General features: G+C 65.0%; 12 protein-coding genes and 1 pseudogene. 8 read left to right on the forward strand and 5 right to left on the reverse strand.

Annotated features, from left to right (window positions below; translation table 11 throughout):
- The 3 genes and pseudogenes from IC50_RS43890 to IC50_RS42460 form a co-directional block, all read left to right on the forward strand.
- A pseudogene (locus IC50_RS43890) lies at window positions 1–82 on the forward strand (Hsp20/alpha crystallin family protein); the annotation flags it as partial.
- An 8-nt stretch (window positions 83–90) separates the two neighbouring features.
- Window positions 91–2,472, forward strand: coding sequence for an endopeptidase La (lon, locus tag IC50_RS13805; RefSeq protein WP_035705207.1), 2,382 nt, complete (start codon window positions 91–93; stop codon window positions 2,470–2,472).
- Window positions 2,473–2,477: 5 nt separating this feature from the next.
- Window positions 2,478–2,633 (forward strand): hypothetical protein, encoded by a 156-nt coding sequence (locus tag IC50_RS42460; RefSeq protein WP_193374119.1) that lies wholly within the window; start codon window positions 2,478–2,480, stop codon window positions 2,631–2,633.
- A gap of 70 nt (window positions 2,634–2,703) precedes the next feature.
- On the opposite strand, the gene IC50_RS13810 is transcribed toward IC50_RS42460, so the two are convergent.
- The 5 genes from IC50_RS13810 to IC50_RS39100 form a co-directional block, all read right to left on the reverse strand.
- A complete protein-coding gene (locus tag IC50_RS13810) occupies window positions 2,704–3,006 on the reverse strand; it encodes an HU family DNA-binding protein (protein WP_035705209.1) in 303 nt (100 codons plus the stop codon).
- A gap of 343 nt (window positions 3,007–3,349) precedes the next feature.
- Window positions 3,350–4,582 (reverse strand): acetyl-CoA C-acetyltransferase, encoded by a 1,233-nt coding sequence (locus tag IC50_RS13815; RefSeq protein WP_035705211.1) that lies wholly within the window; start codon window positions 4,580–4,582, stop codon window positions 3,350–3,352.
- Between the two features lie 213 nt (window positions 4,583–4,795).
- The gene (locus IC50_RS13820; RefSeq protein WP_035705213.1) at window positions 4,796–6,259 is read right to left on the reverse strand and encodes a GH1 family beta-glucosidase; all 1,464 of its coding nucleotides are present in this window, start codon (window positions 6,257–6,259) and stop codon (window positions 4,796–4,798) included.
- A 177-nt stretch (window positions 6,260–6,436) separates the two neighbouring features.
- A complete protein-coding gene (locus IC50_RS13825) occupies window positions 6,437–6,838 on the reverse strand; it encodes a hypothetical protein (RefSeq protein WP_035705215.1) in 402 nt (133 codons plus the stop codon).
- Between the two features lie 61 nt (window positions 6,839–6,899).
- Window positions 6,900–7,214 (reverse strand): hypothetical protein, encoded by a 315-nt coding sequence (locus IC50_RS39100; protein ID WP_081492434.1) that lies wholly within the window; start codon window positions 7,212–7,214, stop codon window positions 6,900–6,902.
- A 158-nt stretch (window positions 7,215–7,372) separates the two neighbouring features.
- On the opposite strand from IC50_RS39100, the gene IC50_RS13835 reads away from it, so the two are divergent.
- From IC50_RS13835 to IC50_RS13855, 5 genes are all read left to right on the forward strand, one after another.
- The gene (locus IC50_RS13835) at window positions 7,373–8,332 is read left to right on the forward strand and encodes a helix-turn-helix domain-containing protein (protein WP_085973728.1); all 960 of its coding nucleotides are present in this window, start codon (window positions 7,373–7,375) and stop codon (window positions 8,330–8,332) included.
- A 94-nt stretch (window positions 8,333–8,426) separates the two neighbouring features.
- A complete protein-coding gene (locus IC50_RS13840) occupies window positions 8,427–8,699 on the forward strand; it encodes a hypothetical protein (RefSeq protein ID WP_050990989.1) in 273 nt (90 codons plus the stop codon).
- A 120-nt stretch (window positions 8,700–8,819) separates the two neighbouring features.
- Complete coding sequence (locus IC50_RS13845; protein ID WP_035705219.1) at window positions 8,820–10,025, forward strand: NAD(P)/FAD-dependent oxidoreductase; 1,206 nt, start codon at window positions 8,820–8,822, stop codon at window positions 10,023–10,025.
- A gap of 91 nt (window positions 10,026–10,116) precedes the next feature.
- A complete protein-coding gene (locus tag IC50_RS13850; RefSeq protein WP_035705223.1) occupies window positions 10,117–11,034 on the forward strand; it encodes an MBL fold metallo-hydrolase in 918 nt (305 codons plus the stop codon).
- 148 nt (window positions 11,035–11,182) lie between these two features.
- Window positions 11,183–11,929 carry an SDR family NAD(P)-dependent oxidoreductase gene (locus IC50_RS13855; protein ID WP_035705224.1) on the forward strand — a complete coding sequence of 249 codons (747 nt, stop codon included), beginning with the start codon at window positions 11,183–11,185 and terminating at the stop codon, window positions 11,927–11,929.
- The last annotated feature ends 32 nt before the right edge of the window (window positions 11,930–11,961 follow it).

The raw sequence follows: 11,961 nt of genomic DNA on the forward strand, positions 1-11,961 counted from the left end.
CATCGCACTCCCCCTTGGCCGCTACGCCATCAGCCGCTTCGTGATGGACGGCTGCGTCGCATTGCGCCTCGCCAAATCCTGAGGTCGATCATGGCCACCGAACAGATGAACAACGAACAGACCAACAACGACGTGAAGATCCCCGACGACGCGCTGATCATCATTCCCGTGCGCGAGATGGTGCTGTTTCCCGGCGCCATCGCCCCGATCACGATCGGCCGGGCGAAGTCCATCGCCGCCGCGCAGCAGGCGTTGCGCGAGCAGCGGCCGGTCGGCATCGTCCTGCAACGCAGCCCCGAGACCGAGGAGCCCGGGCCGGACGACCTCTACAGGGTCGCCACCATCGCCAACATCGTGCGCTACATCACCGCGCCCGACGGCACCCATCACATCGTCTGCCAGGGCGTGCAGCGCGCACGCATCCTCGACTTCCTGCCGGGGACGCCGTTCCCGGCTGCGCGCATCCAGCAGATCCCCGAGCCGACCACGACCTCGCCCGAAATCGAGGCGCGGGCGCTGAACCTGCAGCGCCAGGCGATCGAGGCGATCGAGCTGCTGCCGCAGGCGCCGCCCGAGTTGGCCGCGATGTTCCAGGGCACCACCGCGCCCGGCGCGCTGGCGGATCTGGCGACCTCGTTCATGGACATCAAGCCGCAGGACAAGCAGGAGGTGCTGGAGACCATCGACCTCGCCCTGCGCGTCGAGAAGGTGTCGAAGCATCTGGCCGAGCGGCTGGAGGTGCTGCGCATCTCCAACGAGATCGGCCAGAAGACAAAGGCCTCTTTCGACGAGCGGCAGCGCGAGGCGATCCTGCGCGAGCAGATGGCGACCATCCAGCGCCAGCTCGGCGAAGGCGACGGCAAGGCGGCCGAGGTCGCCGAACTGACGGCAGCCATCGCCAAGGCCAACATGCCGCCGGAGGCGGACGCGCACGCGAAGAAGGAGCTACGCCGCTACGAGCGCATGCCGGAAGCCGCCGGCGAAGCCGGCATGGTTCGCACCTATCTCGACTGGCTGATCGAGCTGCCCTGGGCGCTGCCCGCGGAGAAGCCGATCGACATCAAGGCGGCGCGAGCCGTCCTGGATGCCGATCATTTCGGCCTGGAGAAGATCAAGAGCCGGATCATCGAATATCTGGCGGTCCGCAAGCTCGCTCCGCAGGGCAAGGCGCCGATCCTGTGCTTCGTCGGCCCGCCCGGCGTCGGCAAGACCTCGCTCGGCCAATCCATCGCGCGTGCGATGGACCGCCCCTTCGTGCGCGTCAGCCTGGGCGGCGTGCATGACGAGGCCGAAATCCGCGGCCACCGGCGCACCTATATCGGCGCGCTGCCGGGCAACATCATCCAGGGCATCAAGAAGGCAGGCAGCCGGAACTGCGTCATGATGCTGGACGAGATCGACAAGATGGGCCGCGGCGTTCAGGGCGATCCCTCCGCTGCCATGCTGGAGGTGCTCGACCCCGAGCAGAACGGGACGTTCCGGGACAATTACCTGGGCGTGCCCTTCGACCTGTCGCGCGTGGTGTTCATCGCGACCGCCAACATGCTGGACCAGATCCCGGGTCCGCTGCTGGACCGCATGGAGCTCATCAGCCTCGCCGGCTACACCGAGGATGAAAAGCTGGAGATCGCGCAGCGCTATCTGGTGCGGCGGCAGCTCGAGGCCAATGGCCTGACGGCCGAGCAGGCCGAGATCGAGCCGGAGGCGCTGAAGCTCATCGTCAAGGGCTACACCCGCGAGGCCGGCGTGCGCAATCTCGAGCGCGAGATCGGCAAGCTGTTCCGCCATGCCGCGGTGCAGGTCGCCGAAGGCACGGCTACGAAGGTCGTGGTGACGCCGAAGGACATCGCCACGGTGCTCGGCCAGCCGCGCTTCGAAGGCGAGATCGCACTGCGCACCAGCGTTCCCGGCGTGGCCACCGGACTCGCCTGGACGCCGGTCGGCGGCGACATCCTGTTCATCGAGGCAACGCGCGTGCCCGGCAAGGGCAGTCTGATCCTGACCGGCCAGCTCGGCGACGTCATGCGCGAGAGCGTGCAGGCTGCGATGACGCTGGTGAAGAGCAGAGCTTCGCAGCTCGGCATCGATCCGCAGCTGTTCGAGAAGAGCGACATCCACGTTCACGTCCCGGCGGGCGCGACCCCGAAGGACGGGCCGAGCGCGGGCGTCGCCATGTTCACGGCGCTGACGTCCCTGCTTACCAACCGTACGGTGCGCAGCGACACCGCGATGACCGGCGAGATCTCGCTGCGCGGCCTGGTGCTGCCGGTCGGCGGCATCAAGGAGAAGGTGGTGGCTGCGGCTGCCGCCGGCTTGAAGCGGGTGATGCTGCCGGCACGCAACAAGCGGGACTATGACGACATCCCGAAGAGCGCGCGGGACAACCTCGAATTCATCTGGCTGGAGCGCGTCGACGAGGCGATCGCCGCGGCGCTCGAGCCGACTGATGCCAAGGTCGAAGCTGCGGAGTGAATGCGATGAAGAAACTGCTGGACAGGGCGAAGAGATCGCGGAAAGCGCAGCGGCTACGCCAGTTGCTCGATCGCGCGATCGACCGGGTTCGCGATACGCTTGCAGCGCCCGAGCCGCGGCTTCAGCCGGTCCCGATCCGGGTGAAGCGCCGCAAGGGTTGAGCCCTCCGTCTCGAGCCCTCGCGGCTGCCCCAAACAAAAGGCCCCCTCGTTCAAGGGGGCCTTTGCGTTCTTAGGACACGGCGTCCTTGGCCGCCTTGACCGGGCGGGCGCGGACGATCTTGCGGGCCGGCTTGGCCTTGAACATCATCTCTTCACCCGTGAACGGGTTGGTGCCCTTGCGCGCCTTGGTCGCGGGCTTCTTGATGACCACGAACTTGGCGAAGCCCGGCACCAGGAACAGGCCGTTCTTCTTGAGCTCCTTGTGACCGACGTCGGTCAGCGTCTCCATGACGTTCTTGACGTCGCGCTTGGAAAGCTCTGTGGCGGTCGCAATCTTTTCGATCAACTGCGATTTGGACATTTGGGTTGCCATCGTGTCTCCTCTGATTCGTGACGGCTGCATATTAGACCAACCGGCGAAGGCCTATAGCCTTCTGCACAGTCTTATCGCGATTTTACGGGCTTTTTGCCCCGCTGTGGCAAAAAACCCTGCATTTTAGCTACTTCCAGAGCGGAAGAAGCTTCGAGCAGCGGATTTTGCCTTGTTTCAAAGGCCCGCACGACATCTTGCTAGAACTGATTCGCCACTTTCGACAAGCGACGACCGGCCTCTTTGTGAAAGGCCGGTCGCGTTTCACCCTGAAAAATAAGGGCCGGATCGCATGTCGCCGGTCTTCCTCCTCGTAAAAACAGGGAGAAAGCGAGCGCCCGGTCGGTCAGACGCGCTCGATGATGATGGCCGGCGCCATGCCGCCGGCGGCGCACATGGTGACGAGTCCGCGCTTGAGGTCGCGCCGCTCGAGTTCGTCGAGCACGGTGCCGATCAGGATCGAGCCGGTGGCGCCGATGGGATGGCCGAGCGCGATCGAGCCGCCATTGACGTTGACCTTGGCGCGGTCGAGCTTGAGGTCGCGGATATATTTTTCCGCCACCACTGCAAAGGCCTCGTTGATCTCGAACAGGTCGATGTCGTCGATGGTGAGGCCCGCCTTCGCCAGCACCTTGCGCGTGGCCGGCACCGGCGCGTTCAGCATCAGGGTCGGCGAGTCCCCCATGTTGGCCATCGCGACCACGCGTGCGCGGGCTTTGAGGCCGTGCGCCTTGGCATAGGCGGGCGAGGCCAGGAGGATCGCGGCCGCGCCGTCGACGACGCCGGAGGAGTTGCCGGCGTGATGCACGAAGTCGATCTTCAGATCGGGATATTTTTGCAGGATGAGGCCGCGATAGGTCGTGCCCTTGTCGTCGAGCGCGTAGTCGGCGATCGCGGGAAACGCCGGCTTCAGGCTGCTGAGCCCTTCCATCGTGGTCTGCGGCCGCGGATACTCCTCGTGGTCGAGCGCGAGGCTGCCGTCTTCGTGGTGGACGGGTATGAGGCTCTTCCTGAAGTGGCCGTTCGCGATCGCATGCGCGGCGCGCTTCTGGCTCTCCAGCCCGAGCGCGTCGACATCCCTGCGTGTGATGCCTTCCATGGTCGCGATCGCGTCGGCGCAGACGCCCTGGTGCGACTGCGGATGCCGCGCACGAAGGCGCAGATTTCCGGAGTCCATCATCATCGGACCGCCGCCGCGGCGTCCCTCCATCGACATCATCTCGCAGCCGCCGGCGATGACGAGGTCCTCAGTGCCGGCCATGATCGAGCTCGCGGCCATGTTGACGCTGGTGATGCCGCTTCCACAGAAGCGGTCGAGCGTCACCGCGCTGGCGCGCTCATCGTAGCCGGCATCGAGCGCTGACATGCGGCCGAGATCGCCGCTTTGCGTTGCGACCTGCGCGCTGCAGCCCCAGACGATGTCGTCGACGTCGGCCGTATCGATGCCGGTGCGATCCGCGAGCGCGCGCAGCACGGTTGCCCCGAGCTGCTGCGGATGAATGCCCGAGAGCGCTCCCTTGCCGGCCTTGCCGACGCCTCGTGGGGTCCGGCAGGCATCGATGATCAGCGCGTCAGCCATTGGGGTTGTCCTCCTGTTATGAGCGTCGAGGACGGTTCTGAATAAGGGGGCGAGGAGAGTCAATGCGCGGCGTTTAAGCCCTTCAGCTGGATTTTCCGTTACACGAAAGCCTCGGCGACGTCATGGCCGGGCTTGTCCCGGTCATCCACGCTTTGCCACCGGCACGAAGAACGTGGATGCCCGAGCACGACGACCTCGACACGAGGGAAGAGTTCACGCTCCCGCCGCGTTCTTTGCGATCACGTTCCGATAGAAACTGGCGCTGAGCTTTGGCGTACGCACCTGGGTGTCGAAATTGACGTGGTACAGCCCGAAACGCTTGTTCAGACCGTAGACCCACTCGAAATTGTCCATCAGGCTCCACAGGAAATAACCGCGCACCGGCACGCCCTCGCTGGTGGCGCGCTGGAGCTGGGCGAGATAGTTCCGCAAATACATGATGCGGTCGGTATCGTAGATCTTGCCGTCCGGCGTCACCGCATCGTCGCCGGATGCGCCATTCTCGCTGATATAGATCGCATCCGTCTTCCAGACCTTTGCCGCAAGCTTCGGCACCCAGTAGATCGTCTCGGGCCCGACGCGCAGCCAGTCCGAATTCATGTGCGGAAACGATTTCGGGATCGGCAGCGGCATGAAGCCCGCGCCCTGGTCGGAGGCCACGACGTAATTGTTCGGCGCGTAGATGTTGAGGCCGAGGAAGTCGACCGGCGAGGAGATGATCTTTAGCTCCGCATCGGTGAACTTCGGCGCGTTGGGCCCGGCGAATTTCAGGAAGGCGTCGGTATAGCGCCCCGTCATGATGACGTTGAGATAACCGGCATTCATCTCCCGCAGCGCGATCTCCGCGGCGCGAACGTTCTCAGGCGTGTCGATCGCGGGCGCGCAGGCATCGACGTTCTCGGCCGGCCCCACCCTGGTGCCGCGGCTGCCATGGGCGCGCACCGCCTGAACGGCGAGCCCGTGCGCGAGCGCGCTGTTGTGCCTGATCTGGTTGACATCGGCTTGTGGCAGCGTCTGGCCCGGCGCGTCGATGCCGATGCCGTAACCGAAATAGACGAAGCGGCCGCTCTCGTTCAGCGTGAACACGTTCCTGACCCGGTCGGTCAGACGCTCGGCGACATAGGCCGCGTAATCGCCGAAGATCTTGCAGGTTTCCGTCGAGCGCCAGCCGCCAAAACGGTCCTGGAGCGATTGGGGCAGGTCCCAATGATAGAGCGTCAGCCACGGCTCGATGCCGTTCTTCAGGAGCTCATCGACGAGACGATTGTAGAAGTCGAGCCCCTTCGGGTTGGGCTTGCCGTCGCCGTCCGGAAACAGCCGCGGCCAGGCCACCGAGAAGCGATAAGCCTTGCAGCCGAGTTCCTTGATGAGCGCGATGTCCTCCTTGTAGCGGTGATAGTGTTCATTGGCGCGGTCACCCGTGGTGCCGTCCTCGATCTTGCCGGGGATGCGCACGAACTTGTCCCAGATCGAGGGTCCTCGCCCGTCCTCGTTCACCGCGCCTTCCACCTGATAGGACGAGGTCGCCGTGCCCCAGACAAAGCCGGCTGGAAAGCCGCTCCCGCCGCGCGGCGGCCGTCCCGGCTTGGCTTCGACTTGGTCGAGCGCGCCAGTCATCCCGGCTGCGGACAGCCCCGCGATCTTCGCAAGCTGGCGACGCGAGACCTTGTCCGTCATTGATGCTTCCCCACTCTTGCGTTGTTGCCGGCGCACAATGGCGAGTCGCGGGCCGTTTGAGAAGCCGGCGGGCGCGGGATGAGGATGCAGAATTGCGGCCCACGACATGCCCATCAGAGCCCCCCAAAACGAGAGGATCGCACTTGGCTTCCTGGGGCGGCAGCCCGAAAAGAGAGATCAGCGCGAGCGCTTCGGCAATTTTGGCAATTTGTCGGGATTGAACGCCTGCGCCTGCTTGGCACATGCCGGCGGCTGCTGTTCCGTCAGAATGAGCGTGCCATGGAGGATCATTCCCGGCACCTGCCGGGCCGTCGCGGTGTATCTTGCAATCTTGCCGAGGGAGTATCCCTCGATGTCCAGCGTGAGCTCATCTTCAACGCCGAAGACCGTTGCCCGCCCATCGGTATGCCGCTTCGTCGACACGGTCGCGGTGAAACGGTCGCCGTCAACCCTGCAGGAACCGTGATACGTCATCAGGCTGTCACGCCCCCAAATCTGGCCGTCTGCGACATGGACGATCCCGGTACCCTGGTCGAGCGGCGTGCTGTACCACGCCGCGTAGGTGCCGTCCTCCAGCATGGGAGCAGTCTCCCCTGGTATTGCCATGCGGATCATTGGCATCATCAGTGCGAACAAACGGTTAATGACCGTGCCCGTGCCAATCCGGTCTTTCCTTGCGCAGCTCGGCCTCAAGCTCCTCGATGATGCTGTGAAGCAGATGCGCGGCAAGCGGGTCGGTCACTTCGCGCTCCAAATGCCGGTAACGCGCGATCAGGAATTCCTGCTCTCTCAACTGGCGTTCTGTCATCAGACGGCCCTCCGCCACATCGACGCGGAGAGGACCGAGCAGTTTCAGTAAAACTTTCAGATCATTTTCCATGGTTTCTGATCGGTTAACGGCTAGGCGGCGCCAGGCCTCGTCCGTCGGGCCGCGCGACAGCTCATCGTCGCTCATCGTGCGTTTGTGAAACCGCAACGATTGCCTGGAGCGGGATCGGGCAAAACAGAACCGTTTCAGGCAAGACCCGAAGCCCCCGCGCCGCATAGAACCCGCGCCGACCCGTACAAATACGGCCCCTGATCCGAGGCAGCCAGCGATCAAGGAGCTATGCAATGACCGGGAGCACCGCACTCATGCTCAATCCCTCGTCCAGGGGCCAGCCGCCCGTCCCCAGCGCGCAACCCGCCGATAGCGCAATGTCCGAGCGGCGCGCCGCCGACGTGGAGATGGCGCGGGTGCTCGGGACCGAACCGACCCGCATGGCCCTGGACTCCTCCGGTGCCGGAATCGCGCATTGGAACCATGATCCATTGCATGACGTCGTCGAGCCCATGAGCCACCACGTGATCATGGCGTATAACGGCGTGATCCAACGCATGGAGCGCCGGTCGGGAAGATCGGTTTCGATCGGCACGTTTCGCCCCGGCGTCGTGATCATCATTCCGGAAGGATCGAGCTCCCGATGGGACATTCCGAAGCCCGTCGATGTCGTGCAACTCTACCTTCCGAATGCGACACTGAAGCGCGTTGCCGGCGAGGCCGGGATCGCAGGAGCGGCCGACCTGCTGGAGCGGACGGCGCACCCTGATCCCATCACGTCCCGACTGCTCTTGAGTGCAGCGGATGCGCTCGAAGGCCACGGGGTCCTGGATACGCTGTTCCGGCATCAGGTGACGGATCTTCTTGCCACGCGCGTCCTGGCTGCGCACACAGGTTCGCCGGCCACGTTCCATCCGACCATGGGCGGGCTGTCGCCGAAGGTCCTGCTCCGCGCGATCGAACGCTTGCGCTCGGACAGCGATGCGGACGTCTCCCTCGATGCGCTGGCATCCGATGCCGGCCTGTCGCGCTTTCACTTCTGCCGCGCCTTCAAGGAGAGCACCGGACTCTCGCCGCATGCCTGGCTGCGCCAACACCGGCTCGAGCAGGCCATGAACATGCTGCGGGAGAGCGACGAACCGGTCGTCTCGATCGCTGCGGCGCTTGGCTATTCCTCGCAGACGGCGTTCGCCGCGGCCTTCAGGAAGCTGACCGGCGAAACGCCGAGCGATTGGCGCAGGCGCATCCGTTAGCAGCAATCGCTCTATAGCGGCAGCAATCGCTCTGGGGCAGCGGCACCCCTGATCGGTTAGATCATCATCATGTCCAATCCCACGACGGAGAGAGATGATGATCGGGAAAGATTTCGTCCACCGGCTGGCAATCACCTCATCCCGCAAGGGTCTCGCGACCGCGGTCGTGTACGGACTCACGCTGACCGTTCGCTTCACTTCAACCGCAGGTGACGACATTCCGCCGCCATCCGTACAACGCGCTCACCCGGTGATTTCAGTCATCACCGGAGACGACTCCCGCCTTCCCTATCGGGACTGGAGCCGCAAGTCCGCGCCGTCGATCGTCTTTCGTCAAGGCTGGCCGCTCGGCTGCCCCGTCCATTGAGCGCCTGCGAATTCGCTTCAACCTTCGCGTCGTTGCCGACCGCAACAGGGCTTGCCGCAAACCGGTAGCGGCGGCGGCAACGCGCCTGTGTCCGGGAAGATCAACCAAGGGAGACCGTCAATGCGACTAGTCATCATCGGCGCCGGCTTTGCCGGCATGTATGCCGCTCTTTCCGCTGCCCGCCTGCGCGAGATTCGGGGCGTCTCGCCCGACGAGTTCGAGATCGCGCTGGTCGCACCCGAGCCGACGCTGGTCGTCCGCCCGCGCCTCTACGAGAAGAATCCGGAAACCTTGACGGCGCCGCTCCTCGACGTGCTCAAGGCGATCGACGTCACCTATGTTCAGGGCAGCGTCGAGACGGTTGAGACCCAATCCCGCATGGTGAAGATCGCCACGACGAAGGGCACCAGGAAGACGCTTTCCTACGATCGCGTCGTGGCCGCCACCGGGAGCCGGCTGTTCCGCCCGAACATTCCGGGTCTTGCCGAGCACGGCTTCAGCGTCGATTCGCTGGACGATGCGATTGCGCTCGACAGGCACCTGCATGGCCTCGCCAGGCGGCCGGCCGTGAACGGACGCGACACGATCGTCGTCGCCGGCGGCGGCTTCACCGGCATCGAAGCGGCCACCGAAATGCCGGCGCGGCTCCGCGCAATCCTCGGCGCGGATGCCAAGACTCGCGTCATCATCGTCGAGCGCAACAGCGCGATCGCACCCGACATGGGCGCAGGTCCTCGCCCAGTCATCGAGAGCGCCCTCCGCAAGCTCGGCGTAGAGACCCGCCTCGGGGCCGGGGTCGCCTCGCTCGACGAATCCGGCGTCACCTTGTCGAACGGCGAGCACATCGAAACCGAGACCGTGATCTGGGCGGCGGGTATTCGTGCGGCCCCTCTGACGGCTCAAATTCCCGCCGAGCGCGACAATTTCGGCCGGTTGCTGGTCGATCGCTGTTTGCGGGTGCCGGGCGTCGAGGGCGTCTTCGCGACCGGCGACGCGGCCCGTGCCGCCTGCGACGACGAGGGCAATTACGCACTGATGTCGTGCCAGCACGCCACGCGCATGGGCGCCTTCGCGGGCAACAATGCCGCCGCCGAGCTGCTCGGCGTTCCCACCAGGCCCTATCACCAGAAGGCCTACGTCACCTGTCTCGATCTCGGCGAAGCCGGCGCACTGTTCACCCGCGGCTGGGATCGCAAGGTCGAGATGGTCGGCGATGTCGCCAAGAAGACGAAGCAAGAGATCAACACCGTCTGGATCTATCCGCCGAAGGCCGAACGTGCCGCTGCGCTCGCATCGGCCGATCCGGAACGCGTGACCAGCCTCTAACGCACGACGCCATGGCAGGCGGCAGCCCCCTGGCGCCGCGGCCTGCTCAAACGAAGATCAGCCAGAACAAGAACCGCAACAGGAGACCAACATGAACCTGCACAACACCTCCTACCCCGCGACATCGAAGCCCGAAGAGCTTGTCCCGTCGCGCTACGCCCTGAAGGTCGGCGACATCGACGTGCTGGTGGTGAGCGACGGCGTGCTGCCGCTACCCGCCGAGATGTTGGCGCACAATGCCGACCCCGCGGTCCGCGCGGCCTGGCTGGACGACATGTTCCTGCCGCCGGACGCGTTCGACTGGGCGTTGAACGTGGTCGTGGTGCGCAGCGGAGAGCAGACCATTCTGATCGACGCCGGGCTCGGATTGGACCCGGACCTGCACCTTCCGCGAGCCGGGCAGTTGGTCAAGCGACTGGAGGCCGCCGGCATCGATCTGGCATCCGTGACCGACGTGGTGCTGACCCACATGCACATGGACCATGTCGGCGGGTTGCTCGTCGAAGGCGTGAAAGACCGGCTGCGTCCGGACCTGCGGATCCATGTGGCAGCCGCCGAAGTCAAGTTTTGGGAGTCGCCCGATTTCTCCCGCGTCTCCATGCCGCCGGGATTCCCCGACGCACTTCGACAGACGGCCAAACGGTTCGCGCACGAATATCACAACCAGCTCCGGACGTTTGAAGCCGAATTCGAGGTCGCGCCGGGGGTGGTGGTCTGCCGCACCGGCGGTCACACCCCCGGGCACAGCGTGGTCCGCCTGACCTCCGGCGGCGAGCGACTGACATTCGCCGGCGACCTCGTGTTCACCGTCGGGTTCGAACACCCTGACTGGCACAACGGATTCGAACACGATCCCGAGGAAGCCGCCCGCGTCAGAGTGAACCTTTTGCGGGAGCTTGCGGCGAACCGCGAGCTGCTGGTGGCCACGCATATGCCGTTCCCGTCGGTCGGTCATGTCGCGGTCGCCGGCGACGCTTTCCGCTGGGTGCCCGTGTCCTGGGACTATTGAGCGGCTTGCCGGACCGAATCCAAACCGGGGCGCGCGCTCATCAGGATGAGTCTGCGCCCTGGACTCCACATGCACTGAGCCGTCGACGCCGAAGCCTTGGTCTACGGGCGCTCCGGCGATTTCGAACGGCTCAACCAGGCGAACGAACATGCAAGAAAGCAAAGTCATCATCATCACGGGCGGCAGTTCCGGCATCGGTCGAGCCGCAGCTCTCCGTTTCGCCAGCCAAGGCGACAAGGTGCTCATCACCGGCCGTCGTGCCGGGCCTATTGAGAAGACGATGGCGGAGCATCAGAACATCGCGGGCCTGATTGCGGATACCGCTTCCGCAGAAGACGCCGAGCGGACCATCGCCGAGGCGATCGGTAAATGGGGCCGGCTGGACACGCTCGTCAACAACGCCGGCGCAGGAGCCATCCTTCCGTTGTCGGATGTTGCGGCCGAGCGGATCGCGGACATCTTTTCCGTTAATGTGGTCGGTCCGAGCCTGCTGGCCCGCGCCGCCCTTCCTCACCTGCAGGCAACGCGGGGCACCATCATCAACATTTCCTCGACGTTTGGTCACCGGCCGGCCGCGGGACTGTCCCACTACGCCGCAAGCAAGGCGGCGCTGGAGCACCTGACACGCTGCTGGGCGCTCGAGCTCGCGCCACTTGGAATAAGGGTGAATGCGGTCGCGGCCGGCCCGACCGAATCCGGCGCCTTGACCGGAATGATGGGGCTGTCCGCGGAAGCGGCAGAAGCCGTCAAGGACGAAGAGCGCGCGCGAATTCCGCTCGGTCGGCGCGGCGTTCCCGACGACATCGCGCGATGGATCGTGCAGCTTGCAGGACCCGCCTCGCAATGGATGACGGGCCAAGTTCTCGCAGTCGATGGTGGCCTGGGACTGGCCTAGTTCAGAGCATGATCCGGAAAAGTATGCAGCGG

Source organism: Bradyrhizobium genomosp. I (2014), from assembly GCF_000261685.1.
Lineage (GTDB): Bacteria > Pseudomonadota > Alphaproteobacteria > Rhizobiales > Xanthobacteraceae > Bradyrhizobium.

Excerpts from the sequence above, each read along its gene's own strand:
- lon (WP_035705207.1), top strand. The coding sequence starts at position 91 with ATGGCCACCGAACAGATGAACAACGAACAGACCAACAACGACGTGAAG.
- IC50_RS42460 (WP_193374119.1), top strand. The coding sequence starts at position 2,478 with ATGAAGAAACTGCTGGACAGGGCGAAGAGATCGCGGAAAGCGCAGCGG.
- IC50_RS13825 (WP_035705215.1), bottom strand. The coding sequence starts at position 6,838 with ATGCTGGAGGACGGCACCTACGCGGCGTGGTACAGCACGCCGCTCGAC.
- IC50_RS13850 (WP_035705223.1), top strand. The coding sequence starts at position 10,117 with ATGAACCTGCACAACACCTCCTACCCCGCGACATCGAAGCCCGAAGAG.
- IC50_RS13815 (WP_035705211.1), bottom strand. The coding sequence starts at position 4,582 with ATGGCTGACGCGCTGATCATCGATGCCTGCCGGACCCCACGAGGCGTC.
- IC50_RS13835 (WP_085973728.1), top strand. The coding sequence starts at position 7,373 with ATGACCGGGAGCACCGCACTCATGCTCAATCCCTCGTCCAGGGGCCAG.
- IC50_RS39100 (WP_081492434.1), bottom strand. The coding sequence starts at position 7,214 with ATGAGCGACGATGAGCTGTCGCGCGGCCCGACGGACGAGGCCTGGCGC.
- IC50_RS13820 (WP_035705213.1), bottom strand. The coding sequence starts at position 6,259 with ATGACGGACAAGGTCTCGCGTCGCCAGCTTGCGAAGATCGCGGGGCTG.
- IC50_RS13845 (WP_035705219.1), top strand. The coding sequence starts at position 8,820 with ATGCGACTAGTCATCATCGGCGCCGGCTTTGCCGGCATGTATGCCGCT.
- IC50_RS13810 (WP_035705209.1), bottom strand. The coding sequence starts at position 3,006 with ATGGCAACCCAAATGTCCAAATCGCAGTTGATCGAAAAGATTGCGACC.
- IC50_RS13840 (WP_050990989.1), top strand. The coding sequence starts at position 8,427 with ATGATGATCGGGAAAGATTTCGTCCACCGGCTGGCAATCACCTCATCC.
- IC50_RS13855 (WP_035705224.1), top strand. The coding sequence starts at position 11,183 with ATGCAAGAAAGCAAAGTCATCATCATCACGGGCGGCAGTTCCGGCATC.